At 72.9% G+C, this 17,913-nt stretch carries 11 protein-coding genes; 4 read left to right on the forward strand and 7 right to left on the reverse strand.

What is annotated here, in order from left to right; translation table 11 throughout:
- Positions 1-54: 54 nt before the first annotated feature.
- Both sucB and lpdA read right to left on the reverse strand, forming a co-directional pair.
- The gene (sucB, locus tag Aiant_RS29130) at positions 55-1,848 is read right to left on the reverse strand and encodes a 2-oxoglutarate dehydrogenase, E2 component, dihydrolipoamide succinyltransferase (RefSeq protein ID WP_189334813.1); all 1,794 of its coding nucleotides are present in this window, start codon (positions 1,846-1,848) and stop codon (positions 55-57) included.
- Between the two features lie 37 nt (positions 1,849-1,885).
- Positions 1,886-3,277: a dihydrolipoyl dehydrogenase gene (gene lpdA, locus Aiant_RS29135; protein WP_189334814.1), complete on the reverse strand. Its 1,392-nt coding sequence runs from the start codon at positions 3,275-3,277 to the stop codon at positions 1,886-1,888.
- Between the two features lie 166 nt (positions 3,278-3,443).
- Here lpdA and Aiant_RS29140 point away from each other — a divergent pair, with 166 nt between their 5' ends.
- On the forward strand, positions 3,444-3,764 hold the full coding sequence (locus tag Aiant_RS29140; RefSeq protein WP_189334815.1) for a hypothetical protein: 321 nt from the start codon (positions 3,444-3,446) through the stop codon (positions 3,762-3,764).
- Between the two features lie 21 nt (positions 3,765-3,785).
- Here the strand turns inward: Aiant_RS29140 and Aiant_RS29145 are convergent, their stop codons facing one another.
- Positions 3,786-5,318 carry a leucyl aminopeptidase gene (locus tag Aiant_RS29145; RefSeq protein WP_189334816.1) on the reverse strand — a complete coding sequence of 511 codons (1,533 nt, stop codon included), beginning with the start codon at positions 5,316-5,318 and terminating at the stop codon, positions 3,786-3,788.
- A gap of 120 nt (positions 5,319-5,438) precedes the next feature.
- Between Aiant_RS29145 and gcvT the strand changes: the two genes are divergently transcribed.
- Positions 5,439-6,530: a glycine cleavage system aminomethyltransferase GcvT gene (gene gcvT / locus Aiant_RS29150; RefSeq protein ID WP_189334817.1), complete on the forward strand. Its 1,092-nt coding sequence runs from the start codon at positions 5,439-5,441 to the stop codon at positions 6,528-6,530.
- Positions 6,531-7,288: 758 nt separating this feature from the next.
- On the opposite strand, the gene Aiant_RS29155 is transcribed toward gcvT, so the two are convergent.
- Together Aiant_RS29155 and Aiant_RS29160 are read right to left on the reverse strand one after the other, a co-directional pair.
- Positions 7,289-8,023, reverse strand: coding sequence for an adenosylcobinamide-GDP ribazoletransferase (locus tag Aiant_RS29155; protein WP_189334818.1), 735 nt, complete (start codon positions 8,021-8,023; stop codon positions 7,289-7,291).
- Positions 8,020-10,053, reverse strand: coding sequence for a bifunctional adenosylcobinamide kinase/adenosylcobinamide-phosphate guanylyltransferase (locus tag Aiant_RS29160; protein WP_212846547.1), 2,034 nt, complete (start codon positions 10,051-10,053; stop codon positions 8,020-8,022). The genes Aiant_RS29155 and Aiant_RS29160 overlap by 4 nt, the downstream gene beginning before the upstream one ends.
- Before the next feature lie 83 nt (positions 10,054-10,136).
- Here Aiant_RS29160 and Aiant_RS29165 point away from each other — a divergent pair, with 83 nt between their 5' ends.
- Together Aiant_RS29165 and Aiant_RS29170 are read left to right on the forward strand one after the other, a co-directional pair.
- On the forward strand, positions 10,137-10,334 hold the full coding sequence (locus Aiant_RS29165; RefSeq protein ID WP_189334819.1) for a hypothetical protein: 198 nt from the start codon (positions 10,137-10,139) through the stop codon (positions 10,332-10,334).
- A 1-nt stretch (position 10,335) separates the two neighbouring features.
- A complete protein-coding gene (locus Aiant_RS29170; RefSeq protein ID WP_189334820.1) occupies positions 10,336-11,151 on the forward strand; it encodes a site-2 protease family protein in 816 nt (271 codons plus the stop codon).
- A 13-nt stretch (positions 11,152-11,164) separates the two neighbouring features.
- Here the strand turns inward: Aiant_RS29170 and Aiant_RS29175 are convergent, their stop codons facing one another.
- Together Aiant_RS29175 and Aiant_RS29180 are read right to left on the reverse strand one after the other, a co-directional pair.
- Complete coding sequence (locus Aiant_RS29175) at positions 11,165-12,163, reverse strand: aldo/keto reductase family protein (RefSeq protein ID WP_189334821.1); 999 nt, start codon at positions 12,161-12,163, stop codon at positions 11,165-11,167.
- A 21-nt stretch (positions 12,164-12,184) separates the two neighbouring features.
- Positions 12,185-17,002 carry a WG repeat-containing protein gene (locus tag Aiant_RS29180; protein WP_189334822.1) on the reverse strand — a complete coding sequence of 1,606 codons (4,818 nt, stop codon included), beginning with the start codon at positions 17,000-17,002 and terminating at the stop codon, positions 12,185-12,187.
- Positions 17,003-17,913: the final 911 nt, after the last annotated feature.

Below are 17,913 nucleotides of genomic sequence, written 5' to 3' on the forward strand. Positions count from 1 at the left end.
CAAACAAAGCTGGGGTACGCCGTGACGGCGCACCCCAGCATGTTCAGGCCGGGATCACAGTCCCAGGTCGGCCTCGAAGTGGCCGGCCTCCAGGCGCTCCTTCAGCGTGCCCAGGAAGCGGGCGGCGTCCGCGCCGTCCACGATCCGGTGGTCGTAGCTGAGCGCCAGGTACACCATCGACCGCGGCGCGATGATCTCGCCCAGGTTCGGGTCGTTCACGATCACCGGGCGCTTGACGACCGCGCCCAGGCCGAGGATGCCGACCTGCGGCTGGTTGATGATCGGGGTGTCGAACAGCGCGCCCCGGCTGCCGGTGTTGGTCAGCGTGAACGTGCCGCCACCGATCTCGTCCGGCCCGATCTTGTTGTTCCGGGTGCGGTCCGCCAGGTCCGCGATCCGCTTGGCCAGGCCGGCCAGGTTCAGGTCGCCGGCGTCCTTGATGACCGGGACGACCAGGCCCTTCGGCGCGTCCACCGCGATGCCCAGGTGCTCGGCGCCGTGGTAGGTGACCGTGCCGGCCTCGACGTCGATCGAGGAGTTGACCACCGGGTGCTGCTGCAACGCCTCGATCGTGGCCAGGGCGAAGAACGGCAGGAAGGTCAGCTTCACCCCGTGCTTGGCCTGGAAGTCGGCCTTCGCCTTGTTCCGCAGCGTCGCGATCTTGGTGACGTCCACCTCGACGACCGTGGTGAGCTGCGCGGAGATCTGGAGCGACTCGACCATGCGGCGGGCGATGGTGGCCCGGATCCGGGTCAGCTTCTCGGTGCGGCCCCGCAGCGGGCTCGGCTCCGCCTTGGCCTTGGCCTCGGCCGGTGCGGCGGCCGGAGCGGCGGCAGCGGGCGCCGGGGCGGCGGCCTGGGCCTGGGCCGCGGCGGCCTTCTCCGCGGCGTCGAGCACGTCCTGCTTGCGGATCCGGCCTCCGACGCCGGTCCCCGTCAGCGAGGACAGGTCCACGCCCTTCTCCGCGGCCAGCTTGCGCACCAGCGGGGTCACGTAGCCGGCGTCGCCGGCGCCGTTCGCCTTGACCGTCTCGGCGGCCGGCGCGGCCGGCTGCGCGGGAGCGGGCTGGGCCGGCTGCTTCGTCTCGGCGGCCGGAGCGGGAGTGGCGTAGGACTCGCCGACCGGCTTCGACTCGGCCTGCGGCTGCGCCTGCTGCGGCGCGGGGGCCGGCGCGGGCTTCGACTCGACCTGCGGCGCGGGCGCCGGCTTCGACTCGGCGGCCGGCGCGGACGACGCCGAGCCGACGATCGCGAGCACGCCACCGACCTCGGCGGTCTCGTCCTCCGGAACCCGGATCTCCAGCAGCGTTCCGGCCACCGGCGACGGGATCTCGGTGTCGACCTTGTCGGTGGAGACCTCGAGCAGCGGCTCGTCCACCTCGACGGTGTCGCCGACAGCCTTGAGCCAGCGGGTGACGGTGCCCTCGGTGACGCTCTCGCCGAGCGCCGGCATCTTCACCTCGGTGCCCTCGGCGGAGCCACCGGCGGTCTGCGGGGCCGGAGCCTCCTCCTCGACCGGCTTCTCGGTCGACGGGGTGGTCGGCGCCGGCGGCTCCGGCTCGGCCTGAGCCTCCTGCTGCGGTGCGGGGGCCGCCTCGCCGGCGTCCTCGCCCTCACCCGCGATGACGGCCAGCTCGCTGCCGACCTCCGCGGTCTCGTCCTCGCCGACCACGATGCGGGAGAGCACACCCGCGGCGGGCGACGGGATCTCCGTGTCGACCTTGTCGGTGGAGACCTCGAGCAGCGGCTCGTCGACTTCGACGCGCTCGCCCTCCTGCTTCAGCCAGCGCGTGACGGTGCCCTCGGTGACGCTCTCACCCAGCCGCGGCATGGTTACCGATGTCGGCATCTTTTCCCAAACTCCTTAATCGCGTCGAAGCGATGAATCAGCTGTGCGCGTGCAGGGGCTTGCCCGCGAGCGCCAGGAAGGCCTCGCCCAGCGCCTCGTTCTGCGTCGGGTGGGCGTGCACGAGCTGAGCGACCTCCTCCGGGAAGGCCTCCCAGTTGTAGATCAGCTGGGCCTCGCCGACCAGCTCGCCCATCCGGGCGCCGACCATGTGGACACCGACGACCGGGCCGTCCTCGACCCGGACCAGCTTGACGAAGCCGGCCGTCTTGAGGATCTGGCTCTTGCCGTTGCCGCCCAGGTTGTAGTTGTACGACGTGACCTTGTCGGCGCCGTACTTCTCCTTGGCCTTGGCCTCGGTCAGGCCCACCGACGCGACCTCGGGGTCGGAGTAGGTGACCCGCGGGATGCCGGCCTCGTCGATGACCGCCGGGTTCTTGCCGGCGATCTCCTCGGCCACGAAGATGCCCTGCTGGAAGCCGCGGTGCGCGAGCTGGAGGCCGGGAACGATGTCGCCGACCGCGTAGATGTTGCCGACGCCGGTGTGCAGGCGCTCGTTGGTGATCACGAAGCCGCGGTCCAGGGTGATGCCCTGCTCCTCGTAACCCAGGCCGGCGGTGGTCGGGCCGCGGCCGACCGCGACCAGCAGGACCTCCGCCTCCAGGGTCTCGCCACCGGCGATGGTGACCTTGACGCCGTCCGCGGTCTTCTCCACCTTCTCGAACGGCTTGCCGACCTTGAAGTTGATCTTCCGCTTGCGGAAGGCGCGCTCGACGGTCTTCGAGATCTCCTCGTCCTCCGCGGCGACCAGCCGGGGGAGGGCCTCGACGATGGTCACGTCGGCGCCGAACGACTTCCACACGCTGGCGAACTCGACGCCGATCACGCCGCCGCCCAGCACGATCGCCGAGCTCGGCACCCGGTCCAGCTTCAGCGCGTGCTCGCTGGTGATCACCCGCGTGCCGTCGACCTCCAGGCCCGGCAGCGAGCGGGAGTAGGAGCCGGTGGCCAGGATGACGTTACGGCCGGTGTAGCGCTGCCCGTCGACCTCGACGGTGTCCTTGCCGACCAGCTTGCCGGCGCCCTGGACCAGGGTGATGTTCTTGTTGTGGCCCAGCAGGCCCTGCAGGCCCTTGTACAGACGGCCGACGACACCGTCCTTGTACGCGTTCACCCCGGCCATGTCGATCCCGACCAGGTCGGCCTTGACGCCGAACTGCTCGCTCTCCCGGGTCTGGTCGGCGATCTCCGCCGCGTGCAGGAGGGCCTTGGTCGGGATGCAGCCACGGTGCAGGCAGGTGCCTCCGACCTCGGCCTTGTCGATCAGCGCTACGGAGAGGTTCAGTTCGGCGGCGCGCAGCGCGGCCGCGTACCCGCCGCTGCCTGCGCCGAGAATGACGATGTCGAAGGTTCCGCCGTTCGGCTGGCTCACGTTGACTCCAGTAGTCGAGTCGTCGCCATGTGGGTCACACAATGGAAACGGTCACAGTCCCGTCTCGGACATCTTGTCACTTCTGGACCCGCTCTATGCGGGCAGGTGCCCCAAGACACGTCACCTCGTCGTACCCTTGCGGGACCTGAGACGAGGGGGAGCGGAAGTGGCTTGGTTTCGACGGCGCCCGAGATCGGTCGGAGCCGGAGGGCGACGGGTTGACCAGGCCGATCTCGACCACCTTACGCAGTTCGTCCGGAGCCGGACGGGCGTCGAGGCCTTCGTCGAGCCGCGGACCACGGTGACCGAGACCACCGTGTTGCTTGTCGCACACGACGGCGAATGGACCCGGCGGCGGATCGAGTCGCCCGAGGTCGCGCGCCGTTTCGCGCACCAGCTCTCACTGCCGATCTATGACGTCCGGCTGCTCGGTTATCCGCAGCGGATGCGCGATTTCAACGCCCGGCAGAAACGCCGCCCGGCCTGATCCGGCCGGGCGGCGTCCCGGTCAGAGACTCTCGACCACGCGCAGCAGGGTGCGGACCGGCACGCCGGTCCCGCCCTTGGTCCAGTACCCGGTCGCCTCGCCGGAGTGGTACCCCGGACCGGCGATGTCGATGTGCGCCCACTCCACGCCCGGCGCCACGAACTCGCGCAGGAACACGCCACCCTGGAGCATGTGCCCGGCGCGGTCCAGGTTGGCGTTGGTCTGGCAGATGTCGGCGATCTCCGACTCCATGCCCTTGCGCACGTCGTCCGGCAGCGGCATCGGCCAGGACGGCTCGCCGACCGCGTCGCCGGCCGACTTGACCAGCGCGGTGGCCTCCTCCGAGCCCATCAGGCCGGAGATCCGCTTGCCCAGCGAGATCACCTGCCCGCCGGTCAGGGTGGACGTCTCGAACAGGTAGTCGGCGCCGTCCGCGCAGGCCCGGGCCATCGCGTCGCCGAGCACCATGCGGCCCTCGGCGTCGGTGTTGAACACCTCGACCCGCTTGCCGTTGAACATCGTGATCACGTCGCCCGGCCGGTACGCCGACCCGGACGGCATGTTCTCCGCGATCGCCAGGTAACCGGAGACGGCGACCCCCGGCTTGACCGCGGCGATCGCCAGCATGGTCGCGGCGACCGCGGCCGCCCCGGCCATGTCCGACTTCATCTCCCACATGCCGGCGGCCGGCTTGATGCTCACGCCACCGGTGTCGAACGTGATGCCCTTGCCGATCAGCGCGACCCGCTTCGGCTCGGCGACACCCTCCGGCGTGTAGGTCAGCTTGACCAGCCGCGGCGGCGCCTCGGAACCCTGGCCGACCGCCACGATGCCGCCGTACCCACCGGCCTTGAGCTGCTCGAAGTCGAGCACCTCGACGGCCAGCCCGGCCTCGCCGGCGGCCTCCGCGATCAGGTCGGCGAAGGTCGCCGGGCGCAGCATGTTCGGCGGCATGTTGACCCAGTCCCGGGCCTGCCGGACCGCGCGGCCGACCACCGCGGCTCGGGTCAGCTCGGCCTGGGCCGCCTCGTCGGCGGCGTCCGGCACGTGCACCTGCAACGCGCCCACCGGCTCCCGGCGGCCCTTCTGCGGCTTGGTCTTGTAGCCGGCGAACCGGTAGCCACCGAGCAGCGCGCCCTCCAGCGTCGCCCGCAGCACCGCCGGGGCGTCCGCGTCGTCCGGCACCGGCAGGGCCAGCGCCACCGTGGCGCTGCCGGCCAGCGCGCGCACCGCGGCGCCGGTGCCCCGGCGCAGCGTCTCCAGGTCGGGCGCGGACCCGGACGGCTCGTCGCCCAGACCCACGGCGACCACCAGCGGCGCGGTGACCGTGCCGAGCGTGGCCAGCTTGGTCACCTCACCGGGCGCGCCGGTCGCGCCGAGCAGCGCCAGCGTCGAGGTCAGCTTCCCGTCGAACGCCGCGGCGATGCTCTCCGCGCCGGACGCCGGAAGCAGGGCGCCGTCCTGGTCGGGCTGGCTGTGCAGGCCGATGACGATGGCATCGACCGCCAATTCGGCCGGGTCGGTGTCGACCAGGCTGAGGCTGGGCTGGGTCACTCGGGCACTCCGCGACGTTGGGGGCGGGAGCCGCCGCACGGCGATCTCCCGGCTGGTGGGAAACACTTGGTATTCCCCGCGACTCTAACCAGCCCCAAGGTCACCGGTAAGTTGAGTCTCATGTCTGCCGAGTTGTTCCGCTCTCCGCTGCACGAACGCCACGTCGCGCTGGGGGCGAAACTCGCTCCGTTCGGCGGCTGGGAGATGCCGCTGGAGTACGCGGGCGGCGGCGTCCTCAAGGAGCACGCCGCGGTCCGCGAGGCGGCCGGCGTCTTCGACGTGTCGCACCTGGGCAAGGCGCGCGTGACGGGCCCTGGAGCGGCCGAGTTCGTCAACTCCTGCCTGACCAACGACCTGGCCCGGATCGCTCCCGGCAAGGCGCAGTACACGCTCTGCTGCGACGAGAGCGGCGGTGTGGTCGACGATCTGATCGCGTACCTCTACGGCCCCGACGACGTCTTCCTGATCCCGAACGCGGCGAACACCGCCGAGGTGGTCCGCCGTCTCGCCGCCGCGGCCCCGGCGGGCGTCTCGGTGACCGGGCAGCACCGCGACCACGCGATCCTCGCCGTCCAGGGCCCGGAGTCCGCGTCCGTCCTGAGCCGGCTCGGCCTGCCCACCGACCACGAGTACATGTCGTTCACCGAGGCGACGCTCGGCGACGCCACGCTGATCGTCTGCCGCACCGGCTACACCGGCGAGCACGGCTACGAGCTGGTCATTCGCTGGGACTCGGCGACCACGGTCTGGGACGCGCTGATCGGTGCCGGGGTACGGCCGTGCGGGCTCGGCGCGCGCGACACCCTGCGTACCGAAATGGGTTATCCCTTGCACGGCCAGGAACTCTCCCTGGACATCTCCCCGGTCCAGGCCCGCGCCGGCTGGGCGGTCGGCTGGTCCAAGCCCGCCTTCTGGGGCCGCGACGCCCTGCTCGCCGAGAAGGCGGCCGGCCCGCGCCGCCAGCTGCGCGGCCTGGAGCTGACCGGCCGCGGCATCCCGCGCGGCCACATGGCCGTGTACGCGGACGGCGTCCAGGTCGGCGAGACCACCAGCGGCACCTTCTCGCCGACGAAGAAGGCCGGCATCGCCCTGGCCCTGATCGACACCGCCCCGGCCCTCCCGGACGGCACCCTGGTCGAGATCGACATCCGCGGCCGGCGCACCGAGGCCCGCCTGGTCAAGCCGCCGTTCGTGCAGCCCTCGGTCCGCTGACCCGCAGGGTCCGCTCCGGGCCGCTTCATCCCCAACCCGGTTCCCGGTACGCCCGCAGCCGCCCACGTCATCACACCCCGCCCGCCCAGGGGGCCGACCCATCGGTCAGTGTGGCGGAGCCGGCCAAGATCGGGTACGCGCCCTGTGGACAACCCGCACCTGTGGACAGCGCGGATCAGCGCGACGACCGCCAGCCCGACGGCTCCGGCTGGTCCCGATGGCCGTATCTGAGCTCAAGATAGGGCTGTGAGTGCCAGCCCGAGGGTTCCGGCTGGTGCTGGTGGCCGTATCTGGGTTCGGGATAGGGCCGTGGGTGCCAGCTCGAGGGGTCCGGCTGGTCCTGGTGGACGTATCTGGGTTCGGGATAGGGCCGTGGGTGCCAGCTCGAGGGGTCCGGCTGGTCCTGGTGGACGTATCTGGGCTGGGGATAGGGCCGTGAGTGCCAGCCCGAGCGGCCCGGCTGGTCCTGGTGGACGTATCTGAGCTCGGGATAGGGCCATGAGCGCCAGCCCGCGTCTTGGCTTGTAGTGCGAGCCCTTGTCCGGCCGGGACAACAACGACTCCGAGAGCAGGCCGGGGTAGGGGCTGGGGCTCTGAGAGCACCCGATGGGCGTACCGGAAACCGGCACCACCCCAAGCTCCGCCCGCCGCAACCGGACCGCGAATCCCGCGCCACCCAAAGGCAGCGGACCGTGAGCGGCGGCCGAGACAGTCCCGGCAGCCCGGCGGCCGCGCCCACCAGCAAACGTGAACGTGGATCAGCGCAGCGACAGCGCGATGACCGTCACCGTGGTGGCGGTCTCGACGCAAGCGCCCAGCACATCCCCGGTGATGCCGCCGAACCGCCGCGCGCAGTGCCGCAGCAGCACCAGAACGCCGGAGACCGCGACCGCCACAGCGAGCGGTCCCTGCCAGAGGCGGCCCGGCACCGCGGGAATCGCCGCCGCCGCGACGACCGCGACGGCGAGCAGGGCGACCGGCACCGGCACCGTGGCGGCCACCAGCGCGCCCAGCCCGTCCGGGCGGGCCGCCGGCACCCCGCGCCGACAGGCCAGCGTGATCGCGAGCCGTCCGGTGCTCCAGGCGATCACCAGCGCCCACCAGCCGACCGCTGAGATCGCGGCCGCCTGGATGAGCAGGACCGCCACGAGCGCCACGACGCCAAATGGCCCGATATCCGGTTTTTTCATGATTTCCAGGGCGGCGGGGCCGGACCGGTAGGAGCCGAGCGCATCCACCGTGTCGGCCAGCCCGTCGAGGTGCAGCCCGCGGGTCAGCAGCGCCCCCACGGCCACCGTAACCCCACCGGCGACCATGCCGGGCGCGCCGAGCGCCCGCAGCCCCTCGTGCAGGGCCGCGAGCGCCAGCCCGAGCAGCGCGCCGACCAGCGGCGCGAGACCCATCGCGACGGCGGCGGCCGGCCGGTCCACCCGGCCGCCACGCACCGGCAGCACGGTCAGCGTGGTGACCGCCAGCCGCAGCCCGTCGATCACGAACGGCCGGCCGCGCCGTCCTCGGCCGGACCGGCGGGATCGCCGAAGCCGTCGCCGGCCGCCGGGCCGGCGGGATCGCCGAAGCCGTTGCCGGCCGCCGGACCGGCGGATTCGCCGAAGCCGTTGCCGGCCGCCGGACCGGCGGATTCGCCGAAGCCGTCGCCGGCCGCCGGACCGTCCATGACGACGGTGGCCTCATCCCCGGCCTCGTCCGCCGACGTCAGGTTGGCGTCCGGGTCGGCGAGGCCGTCGTCGTCGTGGCCGGCCAGCAGCGCCGGATGCACCGGCAGGGCCGCGGCCAGCCCGATCGTGGTCCGCAGCAGCGGCAGCACGGCCAGCGCGTTCGCGCCCTCGCCCAGGTCCAGGCCGAGATCCAGCACCGGGGTCAGGCCGAGCACGTCCGCGCCCTGTTTGACCAGCGCCAGCGTGCCCGCCTCGGGCAGCAGGCACCAGTGCCGGGTCTGCCCCGCCACGTCCCGGGCGATCAGCCCGGCCGCGATGCCGAGCGGCCCGTCCACCAGGACCGGGAGGCGCCGGGCGGCCGCGCCGAGCAGCAGGCCGGTGGCGACCGCGAGATCCAGGCCGCCGAGCTCGCGCAGGATGTCGGTGGCGCCGCGCGGCTCCTGCCGGATCCGGTGCAGGGCGTCCCGGATCGCGGCGCAGCGCACCATCCAGGCGTGGTCGTCGAACTTCCCGCCGGGCAGCAGGACCCGGGGGAGGGTGGCGGCCGGCTCGGCGCCGGTGGTGGCGGCGAGCACCGCGGTCGCCACCGCTTCCACGCCGACCCCGATCCCGGCCAGCAGCAGCGCGTCCCGGCCGGCGTCGGCGGCCTCGTCGGCCAGCTGCCAGCCCTGCCGCAGCGCCGCGTCGACCGCGTGGTCGGCGGCCACCGGGCCCTCCTCCATCGCGCCGGAGGCCTGCACCCGCAGCACCGCGATGTCCGCGCCGGTCTGGCCGGCCAACCGGCCGAGCAGGCCGGCACCGAGCTCGGTCTCGGCGACCCGGCGTTCCGCGTCGAGCGGGTCGGCGCCGGCCGCGGCCCCGCCGCCGTGCCGGCCGGAGATCAGCACGACCCGGACCGACGACCACGGCTGCGGCCGGGTGGTGTCCTGGGTGGCGGCGGCGAACTCGACGGCCTCGCCGGCCATGCCGAGCCCGGCGCCGGGCAGGTCGATCGTGCCGAGGCGCTCCCGGGCGTCCGGGCCGGCGTCGCTGCTGGGCAGCGGCAGGTCCATGCCCGGCTCGATCTTGGTGAGGCCGGAGGCGACCAGCGGCAGGCTCATGGTGGCGCCGGCGAACGCGTCGCTGGGCGCCGGGGTCTCCGCGGCGGCCTCGGTGGGCGCCGGGATCTTCGCGGCGACCACGCTGGCCTCGGTGGGCGCCTCGACGAAGCCGGTGGGTGCCACCATGACCGGCGGCGGGGGTGGCGCGGGGGTGGCCGTCACCGGCGGCTTGGGTTTCGGCGCCTCGAAAGCCGGAGAGGGAGCCGCCTGCTTCAGCCATGCCGGCTGTCCGGCGACCACCAGCACCACGCCGTCACAAGCGTCGGCGAGCGCCTGGTTGGTCGTCCCCAGCGCATCCGCGAACGCCCGCCCGACCGGCGTGACCGGCACCAGCGCGAGACCGACCTCGGGGCTGACCAGCACCACCCGCGCCGCGCACCCGCGCACCGCGGCGGCCAGCGCGGCCACGTCGGCCTCGTCGTCGTTCGGCTGCCGGGCCGGGTCGAGCACCGCGGCCACCCACCCGCCGAGGTCGTCGACGAGCAGCGTGTCGCCGGGTTTCGCCTCGGACAGCAGCTCGGTGAGCCGGGCCGGGTCGGCGCCGGTCTCCTCGGTCGACCAGGACTGCGGCCGGCGTCGCTGATGCTCCTCGATCCGGCCCCGCCACTCCGGATCGTCCTCGCCGCCGACCGCCGTGGCGACGTAGCGCACCGCCGGCGCGTCGGCCACCAGCGATTCGGCGAACGCGGATTTACCGGAGCGGATACCGCCGAGCACCAGGACCGTGTTCCACCGATCTTCGGACATGCCCCGTACCTTAGAGCCGGTCCGCACCCGCACACGCCGTAGGGTGGAAGGCCACCGACGGTACGACGTGAGGGGGCGGCTCAATGCCGTGGAGTTGGCGGTACGAGGACGTCGACGGCAAACCGGTCGACGGGCCTGCCGAGACGTTCAGCAGCCAGGCGGATGCCGAGTCCTGGATCGGCCAGGAGTGGCGCGCGCTTCAGTCGAGCGGCGTCAGCACGGTCACGCTGGTCGAGGACGACCGGGTCGACTATCAGATGAGCCTGCAACCGGCGGAGTGACGTGACCTACGAACCGGTCTACACACGCACTCCACGGAACGCGTTCATCCCGAGCCCGGTCTTCGTCGGCATCGTCGCGGTCTTCGCGGTGAGCGGCTTTCTGGCCTGGCGGCAGTTCGGCAACGTCGGCTTCGACGTGTTCCTGTTCATCATCTCGGGCTGGCTGATCTCGCTCTGCCTGCACGAGTACGCGCACGCGATCGCCGCGTTCTTCTCCGGCGACCTGACCGTGGCCGACCGGGGTTACCTGCGGCTCAACCCGTTGAAGTACACGCACCCGCTGCTCTCCATCGTGCTGCCGATCGTCGTGGTGATCCTCGGCGGCATCGGCCTGCCCGGCGGCGCGGTCTGGGTGGACCACCGGTACATCAACAGCAAGATCAAGGATTCGCTGATCAGCGCGGCGGGGCCGCTCACCAACGTGCTGCTCGCGCTGGTGGCGGCCGCGCCGTTCCTGCTCGGCCTGGGGCCGGACGTGATCGACACCGGCGCCCGGCTGATCATCATGACCGACCACCCGGAGTTCTGGTCGGCGCTCTCCGCGCTCGCCTTCCTCCAGGTCACCGCGAGCGTGCTGAACTTCCTGCCGATCCCCGGCCTGGACGGCGGCAGCATCCTGCGGCCCTGGCTGAGCGCGGAGTACCGGCGAGCCTGGGACCTGTTCGCCCCGTTCGGCTTCCTGCTGCTGTTCGTGGCGCTCTGGCAGACCAGTCTCAGCCGGTACTTCTACAGCGTCGTGCTCTGGGGCTGCGACCTCCTGAACGTGGACCCGACCCTGATCAGCAAGGGTCTGGACCTGATGCGTTTCTGGAGTTAGGGCAGACCGGCGTTCACGGCCGCTCGGCGGGGCTGGTCGTGAGCGCCGGGTCCCGGGTGACGACCGGGTCGACGATCTCGTCGATCGCCTTCAGCAGCCCGTCGTCCAGCTTCACCCCGGACGCCTTCACGTTGTCCCGGACCTGCTCCGGCCGGGACGCGCCGATGATCGCCGCGGACACGTTCGGGTTGTGCAGCACCCAGGCGATCGCCAGCTGCCCCATGGTCAGCCCGGCCTCGTCGGCGAGCGGCTTGAGCCGGGCGACCGCGTTCAGCACGTCGTCCTCCAGCCAGCGGGCGATGAACCCGGCCCCGGACTTCTCGTCGGTGGCCCGCGAGCCGGCCGGCGGCTGCTGCCCGGCCTGATACTTTCCGGTCAGCACGCCCTGCGCGAGCGGCGACCAGACGATCTGGCCCAGACCCAGCTCCTGCGACGCCGGCACCACCTCGGCCTCGATCACCCGCCAGAGCAGCGAGTACTGCGGCTGGTTGGACACCAGGCGGATCTTCAGCTCGTCGGCGAGCGGCTTGGCCGCGCGGATCTCGGCGGCGCTCCACTCGGACACGCCGATGTAGTGCGCCTTGCCCCGGTGCACCACGTCGGCGAAGGCCTCCATGGTCTCCTCGAGCGGGGTGTGGTGGTCGTACCGATGTGCCTGGTAGACGTCCACGTAATCGGTGCCGAGCCGGCGCAGCGAGCCGTCGATCGAGGCCATGATGTGCTTGCGGGACAGGCCGCTGTCGTTCGCGCCCGGCCCGGTCCGCCAGTACACCTTGGTGAGGATCTCCAGGCCGTCGCGGCGCTCGTCCTTCAGCGCCCGGCCCAGCACCTCCTCGGCCCGCGTCCCGGCGTAGACGTCGGCGGTGTCGAACGTGGTGATCCCGGACTCCAGGGCCGCGCGCACGCAGGCGAGCGCGGCCTCCTCCTCCACCTGGGATCCATGGGTGATCCAGTTGCCGTAGGCGATCTCACTGACCAGCAGGCCGGAACGGCCGAGATGACGGAACTCCATATCTCGAACCCTATCGAAGAACTAGAGAACCGGCCTGCCGTCCGGTAGCAGCCGGACGACCTCGTCGATCGCGTCGGCGCGCTCCACGTACCGGGTCTCCACCAGCGGGCGGCCCTGCCGGTCCAGCGCGCCCCAGCGGCCCGCCTCGTCGGCGATCAAGAACGCCGACGGGTGGATCACCACGGCCTTGTGCACCGGCGGCACCACCGGCTGCCCGGCGCGGTCCACCACGCCCAGGCCGGTGCCCGCGTCGATCACCGCGAGACCCTCGTCGCTGAAACCGTCGATCGGCCCGCCGGCGCTGAGCACCGTGGCGAACTGCCGGTACTTCGGCTGCACCGCGATCCGCCCGTGCCGGTCGACGGCACCCCAGCCGCCGCGCCGGAACAGCGCCAGCCCGCGCCGGAACGGCCGGATTTCCTCGAAGCCGCCGGGCACCACCAGCCGGTTGTTCCGGTCGATCGCGAACCAGCCGCCCTCGGTGTCCCGGGTGACCCAGGCCAGGCCCTCGGCGAACCGGCCGGCCGCCAGGTAACCGGAGTCGGCGCCGATCAGCACCTGCCCGGACGGGTCGATCAGTTCCCAGGCCGCCGAGTCGGGACGGCGCACCCAGGCGACACCCTCGGCGAACGGCTGGGCCTCGGCGTACCGCGGCTCGACCGCCGCCGCGTAGCCCCACAGCGTGGTGCCGTCGTCGCGCAACGGCGTCGGCGCCGGCGGCAGGCCGAGCACCTGGTCCCGGCTCCGCGGATACGGACCCCAGCCGTCACCGGACCGCCGCGCCATCACGTCGAGGGCCAGTTCGACCCGCTCCACCAGCTCCGGGTCGCCGCCCTGGCACAGGTCCAGGGCCCGCTCGAAGTGGTTCACCGCCTCCAGGAACCGCCCCTGGTCGAACGCCGACCGCCCGGCCAGCTCCCGGATCTCCGCCCGCAGCCGGGCCGGCAGCTCCACCGAGTCGGCCTGCGCATAGAGCCGGTCCGCCTCGCCGAACTCACCCCGCCACTGCAACACGTGCGCCAGCCGCGCCTGCGCGATCGCGATCGTCCGCGCCGCACCGGAGGCCTCGGCGTGCCGCACCGCCTCGCGCCCGTCAGCCAGCGCGTCGTCCAGCTCACCCAGCACCCGCGACACCACGGCCCGCAGACTCAGCAGCCCGGCCCGCACGGTGTCCCGCTCGGCGAACTCCAGCCGGTCGGTCAGCCGGTCCGCCACGTCCCACAGCCGGTCGGGCTCATCGACCCGCTCCCGCAACGTCGCCGGATCGAACATCCACGGGTAGGACGCCAGGATCTGCTCCGGGTCGGCCCGCCGCCGGTCGGCCGGCGCCTGCTGGTCCCGCCGCTGCCGGACCGGCGCGACGTCCGCCACCACCCGGCCCGCGGTCCGCTCACCGTCGTCCGCCGATTTTTCGGTACGGGGGTCCGCGGTCCGCTCACGGTCGTCTGCCGATTCCTCGGTACGGGGGTCCGCGGTCCGCTCACGGTCGTCCGCCGATTTTTCGGTACGGAGGTCCGCCGCCACGTCGCGGCCGGCCGCCGCATTTTCGGTACGGTCGTCAGCCATCCCGTCGGCAGCCGTCACCGTCACCTCGGCGGGCTCGCCGGCGTGCGCTCGTGCCGTCCCGGCCGGCGCGGTGACCGCCTCGCCGGCGTGCTCGGGAGCCGTCGCGGCTGTCTCGGCGGCGCTTGCCGCAGCGGATTCGGTCGGTGCCCCAACCGGTTCCTCGATCGCCTCTTCGGCCGTTGCCGCGACCGGTTCCTCGGCGCGGTCGGGTGCCCCTTCGGCCGCTGCCGCGACGGTCTCAGAGATCGCTGAAGCCGTCGGGGTGCCGGCGGCCCATACCGGGGTCACGTCCGGCGTCACCGGGGCCGTCAGCGCGGTTTCAGCCGCCTCCAAGCCGATGCCCGGGTCCGGGTCGGCCATCGCGTCAGCGGCATGCGCCTCCGTTGCGGACTCGCTGTCCGTCCCGTCCGCCGGTAGGCCGTCCACGATGCTGGAGACGGCGGCCGCATCGGTCGCGGTGTCGTCGGCGAGTGTGTGGGCCGGTCCGGTCCCGCCGTGGTGGTGCGCGGCGGTAGACCCCGGGTCGGACGTGTCGTGGACGTCCCCGGCCACCGGCCCCGCACCAGCACTCGCCGTGCCGGTCGAGAGGCCGCCGTCCCGAGCGAACCCGACCTCGCCCACCAGCCCCCGGTCACCCGGCCCAGCCTCGTGGCCCGAGCCCAGCTCAGCGGTCGCGCCGGCCGGGTAGTCCGAGCCCACTTCAGCGGTCGCGCCGTCCAGGTGGCCCGAGCCCACTTCAGCGGTCGCGCCGGCCGGGTAGTCCGAGCCCATCTCAGCGGTCGCGCCGGCCGGGTGGCCCGAGCCCACCTCAGCGGTCACGCCGGCCTGGTAGTCCGAGCCAGCCTCATCGGTCGCTCCGGCCTGACGATCCGCATCCACCTCAGCGGTCGCTTCGGACTCGAAGTCCGAGCCGACCCCAGCAGCCGCCACGGTCTCGAAGTCGGCACTCGCGTCGCTCTCGAAGCCGGTGTTCAGGTCACCGCGGGCGTCGGCCGCGACATCCGTCGGCGTGTTCCCGCTCCCGCCGAGGTCACTTCGCGAAGCGACGTCCGTGTTCGCCGCATGCGAGCCGGTAGGTGGCCAGTCAGGAACGCGGGCCGCCCCCTCCACGCCGAAAGCCGCCGCAGACCCTTCAAAAACGCTGCCCACGTCAGCGGTCTGATCCACCACGAACCCGCCCGCCACCGGAGCAGCCCCAGAAACCGAAGCCTCCGAAACCGGAGCAGCCGAGACGGGAGCAGCCGAGACGGGAGCAGCCGAGACGGGAGCAGCCGAGACGGGAGCAGCTGAAACGGGAGTAGCCGAGACGGGAGCAGCAGAGACCGGGGCAGCCGAAACGGGCGCAGCCGAGACCGGGGCAGCCGAGGTCGGCGCCGCCGAATCCGGGGCGGCCGAAACCGGAACAGCAGAGGTTGGGAAGGCCGCAGCCGGGGCCGAAACCGGGACTGCCGACGTCGGGTCAGTCGGAGACGGGATGGCAGAGGCCGGATCAGCGGATGTTGGAATCGCCGAGGCCGGGATGGCCGAAGTCGGAGCCTCCGGAGCCGGCATGGCGGAGACCGGGATGGCCGAAGTCGGAGCGGCGGAGGCCGGGATGGCCGAAGTGGGGGCCGCGGAGGCCGGGATGGCCGAAGTGGGGGCCGCGGAGGCCGGGATGGCCGAAGTCGGAGCGGCGGAGACCGGGACAGCCGAGACCGGGAGAGCCGAGATCGGTCGCAGCCCGTCGTCGCCAAGGTCCGCAGCCGTGTGGTGTCCGCTCACCGGGTGATCGGAATCGGCCGACTCATGCCGTCCCGGACGCTCGTCCGCGAATCGCTCGTGACGCCCGGCACCCGCCGGCGAGCCCGAGCCGTCATGATCGGCGAAGTCCTGATAGTCACCGGCCGAGAGTTCATCGTCCGGAAGCGCGTGGCTGTGCCCACCCGACACGGGTCGAACGTCCCACGGGAACATCCCCACGGGAGTCTCCGGATAGGACGAACCCTCGTGGGTGCCTGCCACAGAAGCGCCGCCACCAGGCTCAGCGTCCGCCGCACGCGCTTCGACGCCCGTACCCGGGTCGCCAGCAGCCCAACGACCCGCATCCGGGTCGCCCGCATCCGAGCCACCCGTACCCGGGTCATCCGCAACCGAGTCGCCCTCGCCGGCCGCCGTGCTCACGGCAAGCGTGGTGTCCACGACAACCGCCGGAGCCCCCCAGCCCGCCTCGGTGGCGAAGCCAGTCTCCTCCGCCCCACCGGTCTCGACGATCCCGTCGGTGGTCCCAACCTCGGCCTCTTCGGCCTCATCGCTAGAACCAGCGCCGAACCCACCGCCCGAAACAGAGCCGACAGCAGTACCCGCAGCGTCAAGGGAGCCCGCACCCGAAACGTCATCCGAGCCCGCACCCGAAGCGTCAAGGGAGCCCGCACCCGAAGCGTGATCCGAGGCAGCACCCGAAGCGTGATCCGAGGCAGCACCCGAAGCGTGATCCGAGGCAGCGCCCGAAGCGTCGTCGGAGGCAAACTCCGACAACGCTTCGGAGGCGAACTCCGACGTGTCGGGGGCAGTGTCCGAGGTGTCGGCGGCGAACTCCGAGGTGTCGGGCGCCAGGTCGGAGGTACCGAGCGCGTCGTCGGAGGGGGCCCCGGCCGCCTCCTCCGAAGTGGCTTCCTGCTCGTCCTCAAGACCCGGCGCGAACCAGCCGGCAGGCCGCTCCTCAGTCTCCGCCGTCTCCGATTCAGCCACCGTCGAGGTGTCGGGCAGCGGCGTCTCCGCCCCGAGCCCGCTCATCGACAACAGCCAGCCCAGCCCACGAGCCTCCCCGGCCACCGGTTCCGCTGCCGCGATCGGGTCCGGCGTAGCGACCGGCTCCGGCGCAGCGACCGCATCCGGTGCGACGGGCGCACCCGTGACCGGAGCATCGGCCTCAGCGAAAGGCGCGGCCGGCGACCCGAACGACGTCGCCGCACCACTCGCGGCCGTGGCCGGACCGCCCAGTTGCTGCTCCCGGCCGGGCACGTCCGGACCGATCCGGCGCGGATCGATCGCCTGCGTGCGCTCCTCGGGAGCGAACGGCGCACCGCCACCCTGCTGCGGCGCCCGATAAGCGTTCAGGTCGACACCGCTGGTGTCGATCGCCTGCGTACGGTCGTCCGGCAGGAACGGCCCGTCCACCCCGGCCCGCTGATGCGAACCGGAAGCGTCGAGGTCGACCCGCCGCGGATCGAACGGCCGCGTCGGCTCGTCGTGCCGCTCGACCGGCTCGGCCACCCGCGCCGACTCGGGCCGCATCGGCTGTACCACCCGCCGAGGGTCGAGCGGCCGAGTCCGCTCCTCGTACTCGTCCCCAGCCCCCGGAACCGCCACCCCGGACACCGGCGCAGCAGCCTGGCCTGGGAAAACCGGCCCCGACACCGGTGCGGCGGCCTGGCCATGAACAACCGGCCCGGACACCGGCGCCACCGGAGCCGTCGGCGCCTGACCGGGGTGACCGAATCCGGGCACGGCCGACACCTGCCCCGGAACAGCCGAAGCCTGCCCGGGTGCCATCGGCGGACGCCCCGGCCCCGCCGGCTGCTGTCCGGGATGTCCCGGAGCCTGCCCGGGCACGGCCGGGTAGACCGCGGCCGGCGGCACCACCGGCTGCTGCGGCGTCATCCGGGTCGGCTGCGCCGCCGGACGCGCCGGAGCCGGACTGTTCCGCTCCGGCGGAGCCGGCCGAAGATCGAACGGCGAGTCCGGCCCACGCCCCTGCCGGGCCGGGAACGCCTCCGGCGGAACCGGCCGAGCGCTGCCGTAACCCTGCCCAGCCGGCGAAACCGGCCGAGGCCCGCCACCACGCTGCTGCTCAGCCCCACCCCGGCCATACTGCTCCGACGCCCACCCGTGCTGCTCCTGCGGCCGCGCGTGCTGTTCCTGCGCCCACCCGTGCTGCTCCTGGGGCCGCCCGTGCTGTTCCTGCGGCCGTCCGTGCTGCTCGGGCAACGGCCGTCCGTGCTGATCGGACAGAGGCCGCCCGTGCTGCTCGGGCAACGGCCGCCCGTGCTGATCGGGCAACGGCCGTCCGTGCTGATCGGACAGAGGACGGCCCTGCTGACCCGAAACGGGACGACCATGCTGGTCGTACGAAGGCCGCCCACCCTGCTCCGGCATCGGACGACGCCCTTGAGGCCCGCCCGGCGGAACCGGCCCACGCGGCCCGG

It is taken from the genome of Actinoplanes ianthinogenes (assembly GCF_018324205.1).
Classification (GTDB): Bacteria; Actinomycetota; Actinomycetes; order Mycobacteriales; family Micromonosporaceae; genus Actinoplanes; species Actinoplanes ianthinogenes.